The organism is Arthrobacter sp. P1_D12 (assembly GCF_056406175.1).
The window spans coordinates 73326-95206 of sequence record NZ_JBFUAR010000026.1; the positions used below are offsets into that span (position 1 = coordinate 73326).

Consider the following 21881-nt stretch of genomic DNA (forward strand, 5'->3'; position numbering starts at 1 on the left):
TCAGCGCTGATGGCCGCGGCTGAGGCGGTTTCCGAACACGCCCATCCGCGGTCGGGGCGGCAGCCCGGGCCCGTTGTGCGGGACCGGCGCCGCGGAGCCGGTGTTCACTGCACGGAGGGCGCGGGCGAAGAGCTTGGCATCCTGTACGGCCTGCAGGCCGTCCGCTTCGGCGCTGATGCGCAGGACGATGTCTTCCTGGGCAATGGTGCCGCTGTAGCCGTGATCGGCCTCGCACTGAGGATCCCCGCAGCTGGCCGGACCCATGTCGAGGCGCTGGCCGCCGGACCATGCAATGGACAACGTCAGCTCGCGGACAGGGTCGGAAGGCTTGTAGTCCTGCGGCTGGGCGTAGACATAGCTCAAGACCACCGAGCGGATCTGAGTGACGGGAACGGACTCGGTGGACACCTGGGCGACGGTCTGCTCGCCGGCCTCGTCGAGCTGCTGGTCGTCGACATGGGTAATGACCAACATGTCGTCGGTCAACACCAGGACGGTGATGTGGCGGCGGACCTCGGCCCGGTCGAAGTGTGTCTCGAGATGTACGAGGTGGGCCACGCAATCACGGCCATCCAGGGCATCGGCGACGACGTCGGCCACGAGCCGGGGGTAAAAACCGGCCTGCTGGAGGGCCCCTTCCAGGCTCTGGCCCTGCGCACTGTGGTCATGGAGGCCGTGGTGGTGCGCGGTCTGGCGTGCGGGGGCGGTCGCCAGGGGCTTGGGTGCTGGAGGCTGGGTGCTCATAGTCTCCATTTTCACAGATCAGCTGGGGACTTGCTAACTGCAGGGCCCCGGACGCGGGCTGCAGCCCGGGAGGTTCGACCCTAACTGCGCATCGCCCGGCGCGCACTGTCGGTCCGCTGGGCGGCGTTCGCGATCCTGACATCGGCGGCCAGGATCGAGGCGCCATCGGGCCCGGCGAGGACGGGATTGAAATGCACCAGCGCGATCTCCGGGTGGTTGTCCTTCAGCCTGGTGAGGCGGGCTGCGAGGTCCTCGAGCGCCGCGACGTCGACGGCGGGCAGGCCCTGGTAGCCGAAAAGCTTCCGCGACGCCCGGGGCGCCCGGATGAAGTCGTGGACGTCGGAGCCGGAGAGCGGCGGCACGCGGTGGGCCCAGTCATCGAGCAGGTTCACGGCGTCTCCGGCCAGGCCGAAGGAGATCACCGGCCCCAGCAGCGGGTCTTCGATGGCGCGGAAAGTGCAGGCCTGCCCCACGGGCACCATGGTCTGCACTTCCAGGGACGGCGAGCCGTACCGCTCGAGCGATTTGCGCATCTCCAGCACGTTGCGCCGCAGCGAATCGGCGTCCTGGATGTCCAGCCGCACACCGCCGAGGTCCAGCCGGTGCCGCAGTGCCGGGTCCGTGGTCTTCAAGGCCACGGGCCAGCCGAGCTGCCCTGCCGCGGCCACGGCCTCCTCCGCCGTCTCGAACCCGACGGACGGGACCAGCCGGATGCCGTAGTGGCCCAGCAGCCGGGCGGCCGTGTCCTGGTCCAGCCGGACGAGCTGCTCGCCGCCCACATCGCGCAGAAGGACCTCCAGGTCCGCCCGGGCGGGCTCCGGGTGGCACCCTTCGGGTTCCACGAACAGGCCCTGGTCCCGGTCCAGCCATTGGGCGTAGCGCACGACGGCGGCAAGGGCCGCCACCGCCGCACCCGGGTTGGAGTAGCACGGGACCGGCGGAGCGGGGGCGGGCTGGTGGGGCTGTTCAGGTTCGGCGCCGACCATGCCCTCCACATAGATGGAGGGATCAAGGATTCCGCTAAAGGCGGCAACCACCGGCTTGCCGGCCGCCGCGGAGCATTCGGCCAGCACACCGGCGATCTTTTCGACGGTGAGACCGTGCGCCGGCAGCAGCGCGACCACCGCGGCGTACACCGTGTCCGCGGTCAGGGTTTCCTGCAGGCTCCGCCGCAGGGCCGGCAGTGCCCGGGACATGCCCGCGTCGAGGTCGACGTCGGTCACGATCCGTTCCACGCCAAGCCCCTGGCGGGCGGCACTGTCCGCGACCACCTTGCCAAGGGCGCGCGAGTTGCTGAAGACGGCCATGCCGGGGCCCCCGGGCAGCGGCTGGCTCGAGACGATCTGGGCGACGTCCATGAGCTCTTCGATGGTCTCGACCCGGATCACCCCCGCCTGCCGCATCATGGCGTCCAGCGCTTCCGAGGGCGCCTGGGTGGTGCGGACGGCATGACCGGGCGGCAGGTTCAGGCCCATGGCGTCGGACTTGGCCACAATCACCGGTTTGGTGCGGGCAAGGCGGCGGGCCAGCCGGGAGAACTTGCGCGGGTTGCCGATCGATTCCAGGTACAGGCCCACCGCCGTGGTGTCGGCGTCGTCTTCCCAGTACTGCATCATGTCGTTGCCGGAGACGTCGGCCCGGTTGCCGGCCGAGAGGAAGGTCGAGATGCCAACCCGGCGCCGGCTGGAGGCCGCGTAGAGGGAGACGCCGATCGCGGCCGACTGGCTGAACAGCCCCAGGCCGCCGCGGCGGGCCAGGGCCGGTGCCATCGAGGCGTTGAGGGACACGGCCGGGTTGGTGTTGACGATGCCCAGGGACGCCGGGCCGATCACGCGCATGCCGTTTTCCCGGGCCTGCCGGACCAGTTCGCGCTGGCGCGCCAGGCCGCGTTCGCCGTCGTCCGCGTACCCAGCGGTGGCCACCACGATTCCCTTGACCCCGGCGGCCGCGCATTCCTGGACCACCTTGGGGACCTCGTCGTACGGGACCGCGATGATGGCGAGCGTGACCGGGCCGGGAACCTCGGAGAGCCGGGCGAAGGAGAGCATGCCGGCAAGTTCCAGGGCCTCCGGGTTGATCGCATAGACCGGGCCGCTGAAGCCGCCTTCGATGACGTGCTCGAGCAGCTGGTAGCCGACGGTGCCCCATTTGCGGCTGGCTCCGATCACGGCCACGGACGCCGGGGCTAGCAGTTCCTGGATGCTGCGGGCCTCGGCGCGGTGCTCGCGGGATTCCATCACGGCGCGGGATTTGTCGGTGGGGTCGATGTTGAACTCGAGGCTGACGACGCCGTCGTCGAAGTGGCGTTTGACGTCGTAGCCGGCGTCGGAGAAGACCATGAGCATCTTGCGGTTCTCCGGAAGCACCTCGGCGCTGAACTTGCGGATCCCGTTCTCGCGGGCCGCGGCGGCGAGGTGTTCGAGCAGGATCGAGCCGATGCCGCGGCCCTGGTGGGCGTCGGCGATGTTGAAGGCGACCTCGGCCTCGGCCGGGTCATCGAGCCGGTCGTAACGGCCGATGCCCAGGATTTCGCCGCCGATGGTGATCACCAGGGCCACCCGGTCCTTGTAGTCCACCTCGGTGAAGCGCTTGAGTTCCTTGCTGGAAAGCTTGGACTTGAAGGCGAAGAAGCGCATGTAGATGGACTTCTGGGACTGGCCCACGTGGAAGGCCTGGACCGCATCTGCATCGGAGGGGTGGATGGGGCGCACATGCGCCGTGCCGCCGTCGCGCAGGACAACATCGGCTTCCCAATATTCCGGATATACGCCGTCCGCCGGCTGATCCACCATAGGCTTAGCCTAGTCATAAACTTACGCAGTACCCGTTCAGCACCCCTCAGAAGGATCCACCAGCCTTATGGCACGCCGCCAAACCACGCCCCCGGCAGGGGAACCCAGCCAGGATTTCGTTGAGAACATCGTCGATATCGATGTCACGTCCGAGATGGAAGGCTCATTCCTCGAATACGCCTATTCGGTGATCTATTCGCGGGCCCTCCCCGACGCCCGCGACGGCCTGAAGCCCGTCCAGCGGCGGATCCTCTACATGATGTCCGACATGGGGCTGCGCCCGGACCGCGGCCACGTCAAGAGCGCCCGCGTGGTGGGCGAGGTCATGGGCAAGCTGCACCCGCACGGTGACGCCGCGATCTACGACGCCATGGTGCGCATGGCCCAGGACTTTTCCCTGCGGCTGCCGCTGATCGACGGACACGGCAACTTTGGCTCGCTCGACGACGGCCCGGCGGCGCCCCGCTACACGGAAGCCCGGCTGGCGGCCGCGGCCCTGACCCTCACTGACCACCTCGACGAGGACGTCGTCGATTTCGTTCCCAACTACGACAACCAGCTGACCCAGCCGGACGTGCTGCCGGCCGCGTTCCCCAACCTGCTGGTCAACGGCGCGACGGGCATCGCCGTCGGCATGGCCACCAATATGGCCCCGCACAACCTGGTGGAGGTCATCGCCGCGGCCCGGCACCTGATCGACAACCCGGACGCCACGCTCGAGGACATCATGAGGTTCGTCCCCGGCCCGGACCTGCCCACCGGCGGCCGGATCGTGGGCCTGGACGGCATCCGCGACGCCTATGCCACCGGCCGCGGCTCCTTCAAGACCCGGGCAAAGGTGGACATCGAGCAGCTCTCTGCCCGCCGCACCGGCCTGGTGGTCACGGAACTGCCCTACATGGTGGGCCCGGAAAAGGTGATCGAGAAGATCAAGGATGCCGTCAACGGCAAGAAGCTCACCGGCATCAGCGACGTCGTGGACCTCACCGACCGCAAGCACGGCCTGCGCCTGGTCATTGAGCTCAAGAACGGCTTCAACCCCACTGCCGTGCTCCAGCAGCTCTACCGCTACACCCCGATGGAAGACTCCTTCGGCATCAACAACGTGACGCTCGTCGACGGCCAGCCGCAGACCCTCGGGCTGCTCCAGCTGCTCTCGGTCTACGTGGACCACCGGATCAACGTGGTCCGGCGCCGCACCGCGTTCCGGCTGGGCAAGAAGAAGGACCGCCTGCACCTGGTCGAAGGCCTCCTGGTCGCGATCGTGGACATTGACGAGGTCATCCAGATCATCCGGTCCTCCGACGAGGTGGCCGAGGCCCGTACCCGGCTGATGTCCATCTACGATCTCTCCGAGATCCAGGCCAACTACATCCTGGAACTGCGGCTGCGGCAGCTGACCAAGTATTCGCGGGTCGAGCTGGAGAAGGAGCAGGAGGAGCTCCGCCGGGAGATCGCGGAGCTTGAGGCGATCCTGGGCTCCCCCGTGCTGCTCCGTGCCCTGGTGTCCGACGAACTCGGCGAGATCGCGGAGAAGTACGGCACACCGCGCCGGACCGTCCTGCTGGAATCCGAGGCCGTCTCCCCCACCGTCGCCGCGGCACTGGGCGCAGCCGCCGGGGCCAAGGGCAAGGCCGCACCGCTGGCCCTTGAGATCGCGGACGATCCTTGCTGGGCCATCCTCACCGTGTCCGGACAGATTGCCCGCACCGCCAACCAGGACAGCCTGGCCGAGGCCGGACCGCGGACCCGGCACGACGTTTTCTCCTCCGTGGTCAAAACCACCGCCCGCGGCGAGATCGCCGCCGTGACCTCGCAGGGCCGCATGCTGCGCCTGCAGGTCATGGACATGCCTGTGCTGCCGCCAACCTCGGGCACCCCCAACATGGCCGGCGGGGTAGCGGCCAAGGATTTCATCACCCTGCTCAAGGGGGAATCGCTGGTGGCTTTCGCGCCGCTGGACCAGGTCCTGGCAATCGGAACGGCCCAGGGCGTGGTCAAACGGGTGCAGCCGGACTATCCGCTGAACCGCGAAGACTGGGAAGCGATCGCGCTCAAAGACAAGGACACCGTGGTGGGCGTTGCCCCCGCCGGGTCCGACGACGACGACCTCGTCTTCATCACGCGCCAGGCCCAGCTGCTGCGCTTCAGTGCCTCCGCCGTCCGCCCGCAGGGCCGGACGGCCGGCGGCATGGCCGGGATCAAGCTGGCCGCCGGGGACCGGGTGATGTTTTTCGGGACCGCCAGCCCCGCTGACGCCGCCGCCGTCGTCGTGACCATCGCGGGGACCGAAGGCGCGCTGCCGGGCACAGCCCCCGGGGCCGCGAAGGTCACCGCCCTGGCCGAGTACCCGGTCAAGGGCCGGGCGACTGCCGGGGTACGGGCACACCGTTTCCTCAAGGGCGAGGACACGCTGCTGCTCGGCTGGGCTGGGCACGGTCCGGCCAAGGCGTCCTCCCTGGCAGGTGTGGCGCGCTCACTCCCCGGCGAGCATGGCCGCCGCGACGGCTCCGGCATTCCACTGTCCCAGGCGATCGACGCCATTGGACCCAGCATGGCGTGGTCAGAGGACCCGGAAGCCGGCAACGACACGTAGGACCGCGGACGAACGAAACCCGGCCGGCGGCGCTGTCGCGCTCCAGCCGGGCTTCGTGATCAGGCGTTGCCTCCGGCGACCTCAGTCCCGGAAGCCCCGCCGCATCCTGTGGGCCGGCGCTAGGCCATGTGGTTCAGGCTCAGGATGTTGCCCTCCGTGTCCAGGAACCACGCGGCCGTGCTTCCGTCAGGGGTGCTGGCGATGCCGTCCTCCGTTTTTAGGCCCGGAAAGTCGTATTCTTCGAAGACGACTCCCTTGGCCCGGAGTTCCGCAACTGCACCCGGAAGGTCATCGACCACCCAGCCGATCTGCGTGTTCTTGGCCGTTCCGGCATTAGGCGTCTGGTACAGGAGGAACCCGGTACCGCCGCCGCACTTGTACTGCAGGTTATCCTCGGCATCCGCGTTCTCGGGTTCGAGCCCGAGCTTATCGCGGTAGAAATCCCGTGCACGCGCGATGTCCGCTGCCGGTAGCACTGCGCCGACTTGCTTGTCCTTGAGCATGGCTATTCTCTTTCCAGGCCCGCCCCCCGGAAGGAATGATACTCCTCCACATCCCCCACGTACCTGAGAAACCGCGACGCTGATTTCCTTGGCCGGCGGGGGCGTTGGTGGGGAAACTGCGCCGACACGGCGCCCTGATGTCTGCCGCTGGTTAGGCGAGATGTCCCCTGTTGGTCAGGCGAGGGAGAGGAAGAGCTTTTCGAGCTCCTTTCGGTCCATGGTGGTGTCTTCGCGGACGAGGCACTGCTCAAGTCCGCTGGCGATGATCGCGAATCCGGCCTTGTCCAGAGCCTTCGAGACGGCCGCCAACTGCGTGACGATGGCCCTGCAATCCCCGCCCTCCTCCAGCATGCGGGTCACAGCAGCGAGCTGACCCTGGGCGCGCTTGAGGCGGTTAACCACGGGGATTAGTTCAGTCGGATCGAGTTGCATGAGGTCTCCAAAGGCGTAGGGGGCTCACCATCACCATATACCCCACCGGGTATTTTGCATACCCCCATGGGTATCTGCCATACTCGGTGGGGTATTCACCCACGACCCCTTTCGAGAGGCCCCGCCATGATTTCGCCTTCCACCGCCATTTCCGCTCTCGCTCCGGAGACCTTGCGCAGCTGGGTCACCGAGCATCAGGACCTCATGATCATTGACGTCCGCTCGGCCGCTGAGTTCGAGTCCGTGCACATCCGCGGGTCATACAACGTGCCGCTGCCGCTGCTGTCCGAACACACCGATGAGCTCGCCGCCCGTCTGGGTAGCCGCGTCGTCCTCGTTTGCCAGTCAGGGGCCCGCGCTGAACAGGCGCGGCAGCGCCTCGGCAGTTCCGGCATCAATACGGCCTACGTCCTGACCGGCGGCGTCCCCGGCTTCGCAGCGGCCGGGGGTGACGTGGTCAAGGGCAAGGAACGCTGGGACCTGGAGCGGCAGGTCCGTCTCGCCGCCGGGTCGCTGGTGGTCCTCGGCCTGGCTGGCGGCAAGTTCGTCTCCCCCAGGATCCGGACGCTTGCCGGCGTCATCGGCGCCGGCCTGACCTTTTCCGCGGCGACCAACACCTGCGCCATGGGCCGGGCCATCTCGGCCATGCCGTGGAACAAGTCCGCCACGGAGCCCACGCGCGAAACCGCCATCATGAACCTCCCGGTTGTTCCGGCTGAGCAGACTCCGGCAGCATGATCGCGGCCCTGTCTCTGGGGCTCGTCGTCGGCATCGTTCTCGGTGTGGTGGGTGGCGGCGGGTCGATCATCGCCGTTCCCGCCCTGGTCTACGGCGTGGGCATGAGCCCCGCGGAGGCCATTCCCACCTCCCTGCTCGTGGTGGGCATCTCGTCCCTGGCGGCACTGGTGCCCAGGCTCCGTGAAGGCATCAACTGGCCAGTGGTCCTGATTGTCGGTGCCGCGGGCATCCCTGCCGCTTGGGCCGGAACCGCCCTGGGCCGCCTGCTCGATCCGAACATCCTGATGCTCGCCTTCGCTGGCATCATGGTGATCGCGGGGATCCGGATGCTCGCGCGGACCAAGGAAACCGACGGTTCCTGCAGCATCGGGCCCACCAGGGCTTTCCGCACCTGCGCCCCAAAGGCCGTCGGGGTTGGCCTCCTGGTCGGGTTCCTCACAGGGCTGCTGGGTGTGGGCGGAGGGTTCCTGATCACCCCGGCTCTCACACTGTTCCTGGGGCTGCGCATGAAACAGGCAGTCGGTTCCTCCCTGGCCATCATTGTGATCAATTCGACGGCGGGCTTCGGGGCCCACGCCGCAGGTTTCACGATCGAGTGGCCCACGGTCCTGGGCTTCGCGGTCCCGGCCATCCTTGGATCCCTCTTTGCTGCCCGGCTTGCCCGCCGGCTGCAGGACAAGCACATCCGGGTCTCCTTCGCGATGCTCATCTTTGTCGTAGCGGCATGGGTCACAACGAGCACCGTCACCGCCTGACCCGCCAACCCCCAACCCTCCCGCTGGAGAAGCTCCGGCGGCACCCCTAACGCCGTACCGAAAACCTGGCACAGCCGGCACGCAGGATCAGATACCAAACTTCCCCCACGAAGGAGAGCACCAATGCTTATCGAGCGCATTTACGATGAAGACCTCGCCCAGGCCAGCTACCTGATTGGCTGCCAGGCCAAGGGTGAGGCTGTTGTTGTGGACGGCCGCCGGGACATCGCGGTGTACCAGGAACTGGCCGAGAAGAACGGCATGAAGATTGTGGCCGTCACCGAAACCCACATTCACGCCGACTACCTCTCCGGCACCCGCGAGCTGGCCGCAGCCACCGGCGCCACGATCTATGTCTCCGGCGAAGGCGGCCCGGACTGGCAGTACGAATTCGACGGCGAACGGCTCTACGACGGCGACAGGATCGCCCTCGGCAACATCACCATCCAGGCTCTTCATACCCCGGGCCACACCCCGGAGCACCTGTCCTTCCTGGTGACTGACGGCGCCTTCAGCGACCAGCCCGGCTACCTGCTCTCCGGTGACTTCGTCTTCTCCGGTGACCTGGGGCGCCCGGACCTGCTGGACGAAGCGGCCGGCGGCGTGGACACCCGGTTTGAGGGTGCCAGGCAGCTCTTCGCCAGTCTGCGGGACAAATTCCTGCCCCTGCCCGACTACGTCCAGGTCCACCCGGCCCACGGCGCCGGCAGCGCCTGCGGCAAGGCCCTGGGCGCCATCCCCTCCACCACCGTCGGTTACGAACGGCTCTACGCCTGGTGGGGCCCGTACCTCGCCGCGAACGACGAGCAGGGGTTCGTCAATGAGCTTCTCGACGGCCAGCCGGACGCCCACGCCTACTTCGGGCGGATGAAGCGCGAAAACCGTATCGGCCCGGCAATCTTGAGGGAACGTGCCCCGCTGCAGGAGCTGGACATCGCCGCCGTGACCAGGGATCTGGCTGCGGACAAGGCAACCTTCATAGACACCCGCTCCAACACCGAGGTCCACGAGGGCACCGTCACCGGCTCCCTGAACATCCCCGCCGGCAAGTCAGTGGCCAGCTACGGCGCCTGGGTCGTGAACCCGGAAACCGATAAGAACCCGTTGGTTCTGCTGGCCGCCGGGCCGGAGCAGGCCCAAGAGATGTGGGATCACTTGGTCCGCGTCGGCATCGACAACATCGCCGGCTACCTCACCGGCGTCGAAGGCCTCCCAACCTCTACCCCGCGGCTGATCCAGCCTGCCGATCTGGCCGACTTTGACGCTGCCATGGTGCTGGACGTCCGCAACCGCACCGAGCACCTGGCCGGACACATCCCCGGATCCCACCAGCTCAGCGGCGGCCGCGTCATGTGGCACCTCGACGAACTCCCGGCCGGAGGCACTATCGTGACCTACTGCCAAAGCGGCATCCGCAACTCCGTCGCGGCCAGCGCCCTGCGCCGCGCCGGGTACGACATCGTTGAACTCGACGGCAGCTACGCGGCCTGGGCCGCCCACCGGCCCTCCGTGGCCTCATCCCGCTGACCCTGGGAAGGGACGTCCGTCGCCACGCCGGGGGGCACGCGAAGCCAACGGTGACCGCCCCGGACGGCGTCGAAGGCTCCCGGGGCGGGGAGGCCTTCGGACTCTACCGGTCAGCCGAGGTCGGCCAAAGAATCGGAATAGCAATGGTCTGAGGCGAAAGGGCACCGGTCTTGATGTGGGGCTACGGCATGAATATGGCCTGGATGTGGATGTGGGGCATACTCCTGCTCATCGGCATAGCGCTGCTGGTACTGGTCGCCGTGCGCATGTTTGCCGGAGGCGGCACTCACGGCGGGATGCAGGGACCGCAGGGTCCCTACCCCGGCAGGAGCCGGGCCCGGCAGATCCTCGATGAACGCTTTGCCCGGGGTGAACTGACGGCGGAGCAATACCGCGAGCAGCTAAAGGTTCTCGGCGAGGACCAATAGTGCTCCCAATGAGACGCCGGAACGCGCTCCTGCTGGGCGGCCTCGGCACGGCAGCCATAGCCGCCGGCGGAGCCGGGCTCTGGTGGACGGTCAGTTCCCGGTTCTCGACCGTCGCGGGCGGAGACTTCACCGACCCGAAGCAGCTGCGCAGCAGCAACGGACGGTTGCAGGTCCGGCTCGAAGCGTCCGCTGGCTCAGTGCAGCTCGGCGGCCAGCAGGCCTCGGCGCTTGGCTACAACGGCGGAATCCCCGGCCCAACCCTGCGTTTGAGGAGTGGGGACGTGTTCGCCGTCGAACTGGTCAACAGCATGGACGTCCCGACAAACCTGCACGTCCACGGACTCCACGTTTCACCCCAGGGCAACGGAGACAACGTTTTCAACGTCGTCGAGCCCGGCCACTCGTTCCGCTACGAGTACCGGCTCCCTGCGGACCATCCGCCCGGCGTGTACTGGTACCACCCCCATCATCACGGCATGGTCGCCGATCAGATTTTCGCCGGCCTGTTCGGTGCGATCATCGTCGAGGACGCACAGCCCGTGGACGTCAGCCGCGAGCGGGTGATGGTCGTCTCTGACATCACCCTGGACGGCTCCGGAACCGTCGGCGGCCCCTCGCCCATGGACCGGATGCTCGGCCGGGAAGGTGAACTTGTCCTGGTCAACGGACAAAGCAACCCGAAACTTTCCGCCCGGCCGGGCGAGCGTGAGCGGTGGCGGATCGTGAACACGTGCGTGGCGCGCTACCTGCAGCTGCGCCTGGACGGGCAGCAGATGCAGCTCCTCGGCATCGATTCCGGCCGCTTCCCCACACCCCGGAACACGGACGAGGTGCTGCTGGCGCCGGGCAACCGTGCAGATGTCCTGGTCACAGCTGTCGAGGGCGACGCCACTCTCAGTGCCGTCTACTACAACCGTGGCAGCATGGCCGGCATGATGGGACCGGCAGGGCCAGCCCCGAACAGCGCCCAGGGCACAGGGGATCTCGTGCTGGCGACCCTCTCGGTCACCGGTGCCCCGGCCGCTCCTCCTCCGGCGGTGCCGTCCCGGACCGCAGCGGCAGACCTGAGGACCGCGGCCGTTGCCGCCCGCAGGCAGCTGACCTTCGCCGTCGGCGGCATGGGCATGGGGATGGGAATGAGTTTCACCATCAACGGCCGTGAATTCAACGCAAGCCGGACGGACACCACCGTTGCCGCGCAGACGGTGGAGGAGTGGACCCTGATCAATCCCAGCCCGATGGACCATCCCTTCCACCTGCACGTCTGGCCGATGCAGATCATCGAGGAACAGAGCCAGACGCCGGGCCAGCCCGTCTGGCGTGACGTCGTCAACATACCCGCCAACGGACAGGTGCGGGTCCGGATCCACTTCAAGGATTTCACCGGCCGCTCCGTGTACCACTGCCACATTCTGGACCACGAGGACCAAGGAATGATGGGCGTCATCGAAGTCCGCTAGCCACGGGGAGCAAGTATCCCGACGACGGCCCGGCAAATGCCCAGCCTGTAGCCTTGACCTGGCTACCATCCAACACTGCCAACCGGAGGGAGAATGCCATGGCCGCAGCTTTCATGAGCCATGCCGCAACCGCCCTTCGCCGCGGATTCCTGCTAGTGGGCCTGCTGGCCGTCGTGGCTGGATTCCTCGGGATGCACATCATGACCGGAATGCATGGCGCTCATGCCATGACCGCGGTGACATCCTCCGCGGAAGCCGCGGGGTCATCTTCCCGGCCGGAGACCAACCTCGCACCTCATCCGGCCGCCCATGCCCTGCAAGAGCGCACTATGGGCCATGACTCCTTGGCTCCGCGCCCTGCGACCCCAGCCGGTCCCGACCTGACGGCCGGCAGCCGGGCCGCTGCCCCCGCGGTGTCGTGCATATGCCAATCGAACTGCGCCGACGCTGCGTCAATGCACTCGGCCTGTGTGCCCTCGGCGGCAATGACGTCCCTGGCCGCGCCGCCACCTGGCATGGCGCCGGCCTCGATGCACAACCCGGACACGCACGGCGACGCCGCCGTCAGGGCCTGCTGCTATCTCCCCGCAAGTCCTTCGCCGGGCGATCTTTCCATCAGCCGGACGTAAGACGGGATCGCGCCGTGTCGTTGTCCGGCGTCCCCACTTACCCGACACGCTCCATCCCGTTCTTCCAGCGGCGCGGGCGTGTCATCCGCAGGCGTGCCACAACGCCGATTGATGATTGAAGGACCTGACCCCATGAAGAACTCCCTGACCATTTCTGCCACAATTTCTGCCTTCGGCATTTCCGCCGCCATCGCCCTTGCCGGCTGCGCCGGCACCTCCGGAAGCACACCCGCCGGCACCATGCCGGGCATGGGCAGCGGCGGCCTGGGCATGTCGTCAAGCTCAGCGCCCGCAACCGCGGGCCACAACGCGGCAGACACCATGTTCACCCAAGGGATGATCCCGCACCACGCCCAGGCCGTGGAAATGAGCGACATGATGCTCAGGAAGCAGGGCATGGACGCGCGGATCACCGCGCTCGCCACAAAGATCAAGGCCGCACAGGCACCCGAAATCGCGCAGATGACGGGCTGGCTCAAGACCTGGAACGAACCCGCCCAGATGGCGTCCGGCCATGGCATGGGTGACGGGGTGATGGGCGATGACGACCTGAAGAAGCTCGATGCCGCCCAGGGCGCCGACGCGGCCACGTTGTTCCTGGCCCAGATGATCGTCCACCACGAGGGCGCGGTGATGATGGCCAAGACTGAAAGCAGCCAAGGCAAGAACCCTGACGCCCTCAGCCTCAGCAAGGCAATCGTGACCGCCCAGGAAGCTGAAATCCAGGAGATGAAGGATCTGCTGGCCAGCCTCTAGCAGAGTCCCGGCCCCGGTCCGCCTTCGGACCGGGGCCAGCAGCGTCCCGGCCCCGGCCGACGCAGTCCAAAGCATCGGCCGACGGCGGTGCTGCTTTGGCCTCGCACCTGGGTGCCGCACCGGCTGCAGCGACGGGCCGGGATGCCCGGCGGAACGAATGCACCTACACTGCTGGAATGCCTATCATTCCGGATTCCAAGGACTGGACTTGGGTCCTGTCGCAGCCCTGCCCCGAGTGCGGTTTCGATGCCTCCACCGCGACCCCGGCCACGGTGCCGGGGATCGTCATCAGCATGCTCCCGCGGTGGCGTGCAGCCCTCCGACGGCCGGACGCGACGGAACGGCCCAACGAAGCCACGTGGTCCGTCCTCGAGTATGGCTGCCACGTCCGGGACGTCTTCACACTTTTCGATCACCGCCTGTCCCTCATGTTGTCCGAGGACGATGCCCGGTTCGATGACTGGGACCAGGACAAGACGGCAATCGAGCAGGACTACGCCAACGCCGATCCAGCCCAGGTCGGCATCGAGCTGACGGCGGAGGGCGAGCAGATTGCCGCGTCCTTCGCACGGGTAAAGGAGGAGGATTGGGTCCGATTGGGGACCCGGAGCAACGGCTCGGTGTTCACTGTCCTGACCTTCGCGCAGTATTTCCTACACGACGTAGTCCACCACCTCCACGACGTGGACGGCTAACGCGAAGAACTGGCGCGCGGACGGCAGCCACGCGGACGGCCGGCGGGCGGGCGCAGGGTCTGCGGTTCCCTGAGGCGGCCCCTACGGCACGGCCGGCTGAAGCTCCTTGTCCCACGCCATGCTCCGGTTGACGGCCACATAGCCCATCTTGATGTAGAGCGCGAGGGCCCCGCTCGGGTTCTCCGAGTCGACATCCAGCGACGCCACGTCCATGCCCGCGGCCGCGAAGCGGCGCATGGCATCGGCCAAGAGCACCTGCGCGATGCCCCGGCCACGGTACTCGCGCCGGACGCCGAGGAGCTCCGTGTAGCCTTCGCGGAAGCCGCGGGTCAGGGCGGCCTCGACGTCGTGGGTGGCCAACTGGTACCCGGCCACCGTGCCGGTAGAACGGTCCAGCACGACGCCGCTCAGGTCCGGCCGGGCCTGCGGATCATTCACCACAAAGCCCCAACCCTCCTGGTCGCGGGGCTCGCTGCCCCAGTGGTCCCGGAATGCCGCGTTGTGCGCCAGCCGCACCGGTTCATGCAACTCCGGCCCAAAAGTGACGAGCTCCAGTCCGGGGTCCAGGAAGGATTCAGGCACAGCCTGGGTCAGTGGCCGGTGCATCTCGTTGTAATAGCGGACAATGCCGTAGCCGGAACCGGCGAACAAGGCGGCCTGGTGCTGGTGCTGCTGCTCGGTATGGAGCCGCAGTCTCGGGCACGGGACGCCCCCGTCGCCGGCATCGCCGGCATCCCCAACTGTGCCGGCATCCCCAACCGTGCCGGCATCCCCAACCGTGCCGGCAGGCCGTGCGTCCTCGGCAAAGCGGTCCCTGGTCCGCTGTTCCATCCAGCCCAGCAGCGAGGTGCCGATCCCGCTCCCCTGCCACTCCGGGTCAACGCAGCCGGAGCCGTTCGCCTTGTCACCGTCTCGGTTCTTGGTGATCCGGCCGTAGGCCCGGGCAACGCCCTCCGGATCGAAGCCGATGATGGTGTTCGCCGTTACCGGGTTATTTTTGGACTCCAGGATCTGTTCCAGGTCCGCCTGGCGCTCGAACCAGACGGGTTGCTCGACGGCGGCCGTGCGGGCAATCAGGCCAGCCCACGCGTCGAGGTTGCGGCGCTCCGCCGGCCGCCAGGACAGCCGGGGATCGAGTGCGGGCCGGGGGTGGAGCTCGCCGTTGCGGTTCATGGCAACAGGCTAATAGGCGGGTTACCCGCGCGCCAGCACGGCCGCCGTCGCCGGACCCTCGCCCGCGGCGCCCGTGGCGGCAGCCGCGGCTGCGGCGTCCAGGTCCAGTCTGGTGTCCGCGGCGTCGATATCGTCCGGGTTGTGGGTGACCAGGACAACGGTCCGGTCGCGCAGCCCGTCGCGCAATTCGGCGAGCATGAGCCTGCCTGACTCGGCATCGAGGTGCGCCGTCGGTTCATCGAGCAGGATGACGTCGGCCCCGGTCATGAGCGTGCGCGCAACGGCCAGGCGCGTACGCTCTCCGCCGCTGAGGAAGGCCCCGCCCGGGCCGATCCGGGTGTCCAGGCCGTCCTCAAGCCGGGCCAGCATCGGGCCGAGTCCGACGGCGTCGAGGGAAGCCCGCATCTGCTCGTCCCCGTTGGCCACCACGGCGCCGCCGGGTCCACGCTGCGCACTGTCCGTACCGGCGGGAGCTGGCTCCGGCCGCGCCAGGAGAAGGTTGCCGCGGATGGTCGAGTCGAACAGGTGTGCCTCCTGCGGGCACCAGGCGGCGCGTCCGCTCAGGTACAGGTGGCCGCCGGCCGCCGGCAGGAACCCCAGGACCGTGGCCAGGAGGGTCGACTTGCCGGAGCCGGAGGCGCCGGTGACGGCCAGCCAGCGCCCGGGGCCGGCCTCGGCCGTGAGTCCGCTGAAGACATTTCCGCCGCCAGGCCACGCGGCAGCGAGGTCCACGAGTTCAATCCCTGGCCGGCCGCCGGGCCGCGAAGCCACGGGCACCAGTCCGCCCGTTGCGGCGCCGCCGTCCGCGTCACTGTTCGCCCCCGCCTCCAGGACTCCTGCCGCGCTGATCCGCCGCATCACGGCGCGGAGCGCGGGATACTGCCGCACGGCCGTGGTGATGGCCGCGTAAGGGTCCACCAGGGCCAGCTGCACGAGGACGACGACGGCAACAGTCTCCGGTTCGACCGCGCCGCTCAGGGCGAGCGGGGCGGCCAGCACGGCGCTGGCCAGGGCGGCCCCGGCACAGGCCAGGACGGTCAGGGCCTGGCCGAGACCCTCCGCCCATGCCGACCGCTGTGAGGCTGCCGTCGCGGCCCGGTCCGCCCGGCCAATCGCATCGAGCACGGGGGCGCTGACGCCGTTCGCGTGCAGTTCCGCGCGGGCGTCCAGGGCAGCGGCAACGTGACGGAGCACGCCGGAACGGAGGTTTTGTTCGGTGCCGGCGGACATGCGGTCGGCGGCCAACGCCAGGGCGGGGGAAACGACAATGCTCAGCAGCGCTGCGGCGGCCACGGCAGGCAGCGCAGCGGGAAGCAGCAGCCCGATCCCGGCCACTGCGGCCGCGGCGACAGCGATGGCGGTCACGGGCGGCAGCACGACGCGGGGCAAAAGCTCGCGGACCGTGTCGACGTCGTCCACCACCGTGCCGAGTACGTTGCCGCCCTGCAGGAGCCGGCGCAGGGACAGCGCGCGGCGGCTCAGCGACTCCCAGAGCCGGCCCCGGAGCCGGGTCAAGGCGGCGAACACGGCATCGTGCAGCACCAACCGCTCGGAGTACCGCAGGCACGCCCGGCCGACGCCGAAAAACCTCACGCCGACGATCGCGGTCAGCAGGTACAGGATGGGCGGCTGTTCACTGGCCCGGATGATGAGCCAGCCGGACAGCCCCGCGAGGGCGACGGCGAACAGGGCCGCCAACGTGCCTACGGCTCCGGCGGCGGCGAACCGGCCCTTGACCGGGGCCAGCAGGCGACGCAGCTGGGCAGGGACCGAACCGGACGGGCCGGCTGCACCGGAGTCGGAGCCGGAGCCGGAGCCGATTGAGCTGGCCGAACCGGCGGCCGCGGCAGGTGCGGTGCCGGTTTCAGGGCGGCCCGGAGTCGTGCCCGGATCCGGGGTCGGGCTTGGGCCCGGGCTCTGGCTGTGGCCCGGCGCCGCGGCGTCCACGAGGAAGGGCGCCCGGGTGGCCGCCGCCTGCACGCCCGGCTCTCCCCCGGCGGATGCCGGCAGGGGCGGGACGAGGGCCGGAGGTTCACCGCCGTGGTGGCCGCCGGCGCCCGGCGTCACCGCGACGAGAGTGTCGGCAAGGTCCCGGGTGTGCCGGTCGTGCGCAACGAGCAGCACGGTGACCTTTCCGCGGAGCCCGGCGAGGGCCCGATTGACCAGTGTGGCCGATCCCCGGTCCAGATGGGCGGTGGGTTCATCCAGGAGCAGTACGCGGGCGCCGGCCTCGATCCTCGCCAGCCCGCGGGCCAGAGCAACCCGTCTCAGCTCTCCCGGGCTCAGCTCGGCCAGGTGCTTGGCCGCCAGGTGCCCCGCGCCCACGGCTGCCAGGCACCTCACTGCCGCATCGACTTCCGCGCCCACGTCGGTGCCGCCCGCCTCGGTGCCGGCGGCGGCGGGAACGCCGTCGTCGGCGGCGGGAACGCCGAGATACAGCCGGATCTCATCCAGCACCGTGGAGGCCACCATGACGGGGTGCTGTGGCACCCAGGCGACCTCCGCCGTCGTGAATCCTCCGAGGCGTCCGGACACGGCGGTCTCCGCGTCCGTCCCGACGGTCCCGGCGAGGACTCCGAGCACGGTGCTCTTGCCGGCGCCGCTGGCACCGTCGAGTGCCGTGATCTGGCCGGCCGCGGCAGTGAAGCTCAACGGTCCGACGGCGGCGTCCGTGCGTCCGCCGAAGCGGACGGTCAGTCCGTCCACGGTGATGGCGGGCGGGCCGGCAGCAGGACCGGAGGCCGGCGTCGGATCCAGGGGTGCGGCTCCGGGATCCGCGAGGACTGCTGTGGTTTCGGCGAGCGCTGCCCGGCCGTCGTCGCTGGCGTGGTGTGCGGTGCCGAGCTCCCGGAGCGGAAGGTAGCAGTCGGGAGCGAGGATGAGCGCAAGCAGCCCTGCCTCAAGCGCCATGTCGCCGTGGACCAGGCGGACGCCGATGAACACGGCGACGACCGCCACGGAAATCGTCGAGATGAGCTCCAGGGCCAGGGCGGAGAGGAAGGCCGTGCGCAGAGTCCCCATGGTCCGGGAACGATATTCCTCGGACATGTCCTCCAGCGCCTGGCGCTGGGCTGAGGCCCGGCCCAGGCCCACGAGGACGGGCAGCCCTTTGGCGAGCTCGAGCATGTGCCCGGAGAGCCGTGCCAGTGCGGACTGGGCGTCCCTGACACGTTCCTCGGTGTACCGCCCGATCAGGATCATGAACAGCGGCACCAGCGGCACCGTCAGCACGATCACCACGGCGCTGACCCAGTCGGCGAACAGGATGCGGGCGCCCAGCAGCAGCGGAATGGCCGCGCAGTTCACCAGCGCGGGCAGGAACTGGGTGTAGTAGCTATCCAGGGCATCCAGCCCCCGGGTGGCCAGCACGGCGAGGCCGCCGTCGGCGGGCCCGGCAGACCGCGTGCCGTTCCTGAGCGCCTGCTCCAGCAGTTGCGAGCGCAGCTCCTCCTTCACGCCGAGCGCCGCCAGGCGTGAGGCCACGGACTGGCCCCATACCGTCAGTGAGCGCAGCACTGCCCCCGCGGCGCCCAGAACCAGCTGGTCTGCCCAGGCGGGGTCATGAGCGGCGAGCCCGGCGAGCATCGAAGCGACGGCCTGCGCCATGAGCACGAGCGAGAGCGCTTTGAGGGCGGCAAGCAGTCCCAGCAGGTAGAGGGCGGAACGGGTCGAGGGGCCGGCGGGGAACGGTCTCATCTGGGAAGTTAGTCCTTCGGTGCCAGCGCTTTGGCGGCGATCGCGGGAAGGAAGCTGTGCGCCTCCGGGATATGCGCTGCGCTCACCCGGCGCCGGAACACCCAGTACGTCCAGGCCTGGTACGCCAGGACCAGCGGCAGCCCGATGCAGGCCACAATGCTCATCAGGCCCAGGGTGTAGTCCGAGGACGAGGCGTTGGAGACGGTGAGATTGAACGCGGGATCCAGCGTGGACGGAAGAACCACGGGGAAGGCGGCACCGAAGATGGAGGCGCTGCCGAGCAGGAGGAATGCACCCAGCGACATGAAGGCACGGCCTTCGGCACCCTTGCGGGCGAAATTCCACGCCAGGACCGCGGCGACGACGGCGGCGACCACGGCAGCGATGGTCCAGGCCTCGCCGCTGAGGAGCTGGAGGCTCACCGCCCAGCCGGCCATGGGCAGCAGCAGCACAGGCAGCAGCCGGACGAACCAGGCCCGCGCCCGGTGGCGAACCTCGCCGTCGGTCTTCAGCGCCAGGAACCCGAGACCGTGCAGGAGGGAGAATCCGACGACGGCGAGCCCGCCGAGCACGGCGTAGCCGCTGAACCAGGCAAAGGGGCCGCCCTCGCGGTCGCCGTTGGCGTTCAGCGGCAGTCCCGTGGTGGTCAGGGCCAGTGCGGCGCCGACGCCGAAGGCCGCGACGAACGACCCTGCCGAGATGGCCCAGTCCCAGCGGGCGCGCCACCGGGGGTTGTCCACCTTGCCGCGGTATTCGAAGGCGACCGCCCGGAAAATGAGCGCCACGAGAACCAGCAGGAGTGGCAGGTACAGGGCGGAGAACAGCGAGGCGTACCAGAGCGGGAACGCCGCGAAGGTGGCGCCGCCGGCGGTCAGGAGCCAGACTTCGTTGCCGTCCCAGACCGGGCCGATCGTGTTGATCAGGACGCGGCGTTCGGTGTTGTTCCGGGCGAATCCCTTCATCAGCATGCCGACGCCGAGGTCGAAGCCCTCGAGGAAGAGATAGCCCGTCCACAACACCGCGATGGCAACGAACCAGATGGTGGGTAGCAGTTCCATGCTGAGAATCCTCTGCGTATTTTTCGTGTGGGTTGCTGGGTGGTGGGGTGCCGGGCGGGCGCCTAGTAGGCGAACGCCAGGACGTCGTCGTCGGGTTTGCCGGGACCGCCCCGGGGGGTGTTGTCCTCGTTTTCGTCAACGGGGGCGTGGGCAAGTTCCGGCATGGCCGAGGCCACGCCGCCGCGGATGTACTTGACCAGGAGCTTGACCTCCACCACCAGCAGCACAGCATAGATGGAGGTCAGGACCACGAGGGAGGTCAGGATCTCTCCGGCCGAGACTCCCGGTGAGACGGCCGCGGCGGTGAACATGAAGACCTGGTCGATGCCGCTGGGGTCCGGGTTGGGGGCGACGACGAACGGCTGGCGGCCCATCTCGGTAAAGATCCAGCCCGCCGCGTTGGCACCAAACGGTGCGAGGATCCCGAACACCGCCAGGCGCATGAGGCCGCGGGAGGCCGGCACGGTTCCCTTGCGGGTGGCCCACAGCGCCAGAAGGGCGGCGAGGGCGGCCACGCCGCCGAAGCCGATCATCATCCGGAAGCCCCAGTAGGTGACTTCCATGACGGGCACGTACTGGATTTGCTGTCCGGCGCGGTCCCCGTAGATGGGGTTGTCCGGCAGGGTAGTGCCGTACTTGTCCTGGTACTCGCCCAGCAGGCTGTTGACGCCCTTGACCTCCGTGGTGAAGTCGCCCTTGGCCAGGAAGGACAGGATGCCGGGGACCTCGATCACGGCCACGATGTCATCGCAGTTCTTGGCGCCGAGGTTGCCGACGCTGAGGACCGAGAAGCCGGTGCCATCATGGCAGGCTGCCTCGGCGGCGGCCATCTTCATGGGCTGCTGCTCGAACATGAGCTTGCCCTGCAGATCTCCGGTGACGGCGGTGCCCGCGAAGGAAATCATGGCGACGACGGCGCCGATCCTCAGCGAGCGGATCCAGACGGTGTGGTCGCTGCGGTCCCGGCCGAGGATGCCGGCGGCTTCGCCGGGTATCACCTTGCCGTCGGCCCCGATGGTGTCGATGCCGTCGTGGCGGCGGCGCCACAGGTGGTACCAGGCGATGCCGAGCAGGAACCCGCCGGCGACGGCGAGGGCGCCGAAGAGAGTGTGGGGCACGGCGACCAGGGCAGTGTTGTTGGTGAAGACGGCCCACGCGTCGGTCATGACGGGGCGGCCGTTGACCATTTCGACGCCGACGGGGTGTTGCATCCAGCTGTTGGCCACGATGATGAAGTAGGCCGAGAAGACGGAGCCAATGACGGCGATCCAGAGGCAGGCCAGGTGGATGGCGGGCTTGAGCTGTTTCCAGCCGAAGATCCACAGGCCCAGGAAGGTTGACTCGACGAAGAACGCCAACAACGCTTCCAGGGCCAGCGGGGCGCCAAAAACGTCACCGACAAAGCGGCTGTACTCGCTCCAGGCCATACCGAACTGGAACTCCTGCACGATTCCGGTGGCCACGCCCATGATGAAGTTGATCAGGAAGAGCTTGCCCCAGAACTTGGTCATGCGCAGATATTCGGGCTTGCCGGTGCGGTACCAGAGCGTCTGGATCACAGCCACCACCAGCCCTAGGCCGATCGTGAGCGGCACCATCATGAAGTGGTAGACCGTGGTGATTCCGAATTGCCAGCGTGCGATTTCCAAGGCGTCCAAGGCAGTCCCTACTTTTGGCTAGGTCCGAGCAACTTCTACGTGGCGTAGAAATGATTCTTCTACAGAGTGTAGAACACATCCTCGCTTCCCCGTAACTCAGACTCCCACGGCACGTCACGGCCTGCAATGGAAGAAAGCCCCTGTCCCGCCGCCCCGGGGCCGGCGGCGCGACACGCCGGGCGGCCGTGTTCTACTTCATGTAGAAAGAATGCGCAAAACGCTGTAAATTTGTAAACGAAGT

At 68.3% G+C, this 21881-nt stretch carries 16 protein-coding genes; 8 read left to right on the forward strand and 8 right to left on the reverse strand.

What is annotated here, in order from left to right:
- Both AC1DZV_RS18265 and AC1DZV_RS18270 read right to left on the reverse strand, forming a co-directional pair.
- Positions 1-744 carry a DUF5998 family protein gene (locus tag AC1DZV_RS18265; RefSeq protein WP_223917079.1) on the reverse strand — a complete coding sequence of 248 codons (744 nt, stop codon included), beginning with the start codon at positions 742-744 and terminating at the stop codon, positions 1-3.
- Positions 745-824: 80 nt separating this feature from the next.
- Positions 825-3536 (reverse strand): bifunctional acetate--CoA ligase family protein/GNAT family N-acetyltransferase, encoded by a 2712-nt coding sequence (locus AC1DZV_RS18270; protein WP_476950188.1) that lies wholly within the window; start codon positions 3534-3536, stop codon positions 825-827.
- 67 nt (positions 3537-3603) lie between these two features.
- Here AC1DZV_RS18270 and AC1DZV_RS18275 point away from each other — a divergent pair, with 67 nt between their 5' ends.
- Positions 3604-6132 carry a DNA gyrase/topoisomerase IV subunit A gene (locus tag AC1DZV_RS18275; RefSeq protein WP_476954309.1) on the forward strand — a complete coding sequence of 843 codons (2529 nt, stop codon included), beginning with the start codon at positions 3604-3606 and terminating at the stop codon, positions 6130-6132.
- 119 nt (positions 6133-6251) lie between these two features.
- Here the strand turns inward: AC1DZV_RS18275 and AC1DZV_RS18280 are convergent, their stop codons facing one another.
- Both AC1DZV_RS18280 and AC1DZV_RS18285 read right to left on the reverse strand, forming a co-directional pair.
- Entirely contained in the window at positions 6252-6635 is a 384-nt protein-coding gene (locus AC1DZV_RS18280; RefSeq protein ID WP_028276442.1) for a VOC family protein, read from the reverse strand.
- 174 nt (positions 6636-6809) lie between these two features.
- Positions 6810-7067, reverse strand: a complete 258-nt coding sequence (locus AC1DZV_RS18285) for a metal-sensitive transcriptional regulator (protein WP_476954310.1) — start codon at positions 7065-7067, stop codon at positions 6810-6812.
- Between the two features lie 126 nt (positions 7068-7193).
- Here AC1DZV_RS18285 and AC1DZV_RS18290 point away from each other — a divergent pair, with 126 nt between their 5' ends.
- From AC1DZV_RS18290 to AC1DZV_RS18320, 7 genes are all read left to right on the forward strand, one after another.
- Positions 7194-7805 (forward strand): rhodanese-like domain-containing protein, encoded by a 612-nt coding sequence (locus AC1DZV_RS18290; protein ID WP_476954311.1) that lies wholly within the window; start codon positions 7194-7196, stop codon positions 7803-7805.
- A complete protein-coding gene (locus tag AC1DZV_RS18295) occupies positions 7802-8560 on the forward strand; it encodes a sulfite exporter TauE/SafE family protein (protein WP_476945538.1) in 759 nt (252 codons plus the stop codon). The genes AC1DZV_RS18290 and AC1DZV_RS18295 overlap by 4 nt, the downstream gene beginning before the upstream one ends.
- Positions 8561-8683: 123 nt before the next feature.
- On the forward strand, positions 8684-10087 hold the full coding sequence (locus AC1DZV_RS18300; RefSeq protein WP_476950184.1) for an MBL fold metallo-hydrolase: 1404 nt from the start codon (positions 8684-8686) through the stop codon (positions 10085-10087).
- A 170-nt stretch (positions 10088-10257) separates the two neighbouring features.
- Positions 10258-10515, forward strand: coding sequence for an SHOCT domain-containing protein (locus tag AC1DZV_RS18305; protein WP_459384420.1), 258 nt, complete (start codon positions 10258-10260; stop codon positions 10513-10515).
- Positions 10516-10523: 8 nt separating this feature from the next.
- Positions 10524-11975 carry a multicopper oxidase family protein gene (locus tag AC1DZV_RS18310; protein ID WP_476950183.1) on the forward strand — a complete coding sequence of 484 codons (1452 nt, stop codon included), beginning with the start codon at positions 10524-10526 and terminating at the stop codon, positions 11973-11975.
- A gap of 761 nt (positions 11976-12736) precedes the next feature.
- Entirely contained in the window at positions 12737-13360 is a 624-nt protein-coding gene (locus tag AC1DZV_RS18315; protein ID WP_476950182.1) for a DUF305 domain-containing protein, read from the forward strand.
- A 176-nt stretch (positions 13361-13536) separates the two neighbouring features.
- Positions 13537-14055 carry a DinB family protein gene (locus tag AC1DZV_RS18320; protein ID WP_476950181.1) on the forward strand — a complete coding sequence of 173 codons (519 nt, stop codon included), beginning with the start codon at positions 13537-13539 and terminating at the stop codon, positions 14053-14055.
- Positions 14056-14136: 81 nt separating this feature from the next.
- Here AC1DZV_RS18320 and AC1DZV_RS18325 read toward each other — a convergent pair whose 3' ends face one another.
- The 4 genes from AC1DZV_RS18325 to AC1DZV_RS18340 form a co-directional block, all read right to left on the reverse strand.
- Positions 14137-15228: a GNAT family N-acetyltransferase gene (locus tag AC1DZV_RS18325; protein ID WP_476950180.1), complete on the reverse strand. Its 1092-nt coding sequence runs from the start codon at positions 15226-15228 to the stop codon at positions 14137-14139.
- Between the two features lie 21 nt (positions 15229-15249).
- On the reverse strand, positions 15250-18924 hold the full coding sequence (gene cydD / locus AC1DZV_RS18330; RefSeq protein ID WP_476950179.1) for a thiol reductant ABC exporter subunit CydD: 3675 nt from the start codon (positions 18922-18924) through the stop codon (positions 15250-15252).
- Positions 18925-18932: 8 nt separating this feature from the next.
- Positions 18933-19982, reverse strand: a complete 1050-nt coding sequence (cydB, locus tag AC1DZV_RS18335; RefSeq protein ID WP_223917101.1) for a cytochrome d ubiquinol oxidase subunit II — start codon at positions 19980-19982, stop codon at positions 18933-18935.
- A 62-nt stretch (positions 19983-20044) separates the two neighbouring features.
- Positions 20045-21640, reverse strand: a complete 1596-nt coding sequence (locus AC1DZV_RS18340) for a cytochrome ubiquinol oxidase subunit I (RefSeq protein ID WP_243179398.1) — start codon at positions 21638-21640, stop codon at positions 20045-20047.
- Positions 21641-21881: the final 241 nt, after the last annotated feature.

Coding starts and splice junctions, on each gene's coding strand:
- AC1DZV_RS18310 (WP_476950183.1), top strand. CDS start 10,524: ATGAGACGCCGGAACGCGCTCCTGCTGGGCGGCCTCGGCACGGCAGCC.
- AC1DZV_RS18265 (WP_223917079.1), bottom strand. CDS start 744: ATGAGCACCCAGCCTCCAGCACCCAAGCCCCTGGCGACCGCCCCCGCA.
- AC1DZV_RS18325 (WP_476950180.1), bottom strand. CDS start 15,228: ATGAACCGCAACGGCGAGCTCCACCCCCGGCCCGCACTCGATCCCCGG.
- AC1DZV_RS18280 (WP_028276442.1), bottom strand. CDS start 6,635: ATGCTCAAGGACAAGCAAGTCGGCGCAGTGCTACCGGCAGCGGACATC.
- AC1DZV_RS18320 (WP_476950181.1), top strand. CDS start 13,537: ATGCCTATCATTCCGGATTCCAAGGACTGGACTTGGGTCCTGTCGCAG.
- AC1DZV_RS18300 (WP_476950184.1), top strand. CDS start 8,684: ATGCTTATCGAGCGCATTTACGATGAAGACCTCGCCCAGGCCAGCTAC.
- AC1DZV_RS18285 (WP_476954310.1), bottom strand. CDS start 7,067: ATGCAACTCGATCCGACTGAACTAATCCCCGTGGTTAACCGCCTCAAG.
- AC1DZV_RS18315 (WP_476950182.1), top strand. CDS start 12,737: ATGAAGAACTCCCTGACCATTTCTGCCACAATTTCTGCCTTCGGCATT.
- cydB (WP_223917101.1), bottom strand. CDS start 19,982: ATGGAACTGCTACCCACCATCTGGTTCGTTGCCATCGCGGTGTTGTGG.
- AC1DZV_RS18275 (WP_476954309.1), top strand. CDS start 3,604: ATGGCACGCCGCCAAACCACGCCCCCGGCAGGGGAACCCAGCCAGGAT.
- AC1DZV_RS18295 (WP_476945538.1), top strand. CDS start 7,802: ATGATCGCGGCCCTGTCTCTGGGGCTCGTCGTCGGCATCGTTCTCGGT.
- cydD (WP_476950179.1), bottom strand. CDS start 18,924: ATGAGACCGTTCCCCGCCGGCCCCTCGACCCGTTCCGCCCTCTACCTG.
- AC1DZV_RS18270 (WP_476950188.1), bottom strand. CDS start 3,536: ATGGTGGATCAGCCGGCGGACGGCGTATATCCGGAATATTGGGAAGCC.
- AC1DZV_RS18290 (WP_476954311.1), top strand. CDS start 7,194: ATGATTTCGCCTTCCACCGCCATTTCCGCTCTCGCTCCGGAGACCTTG.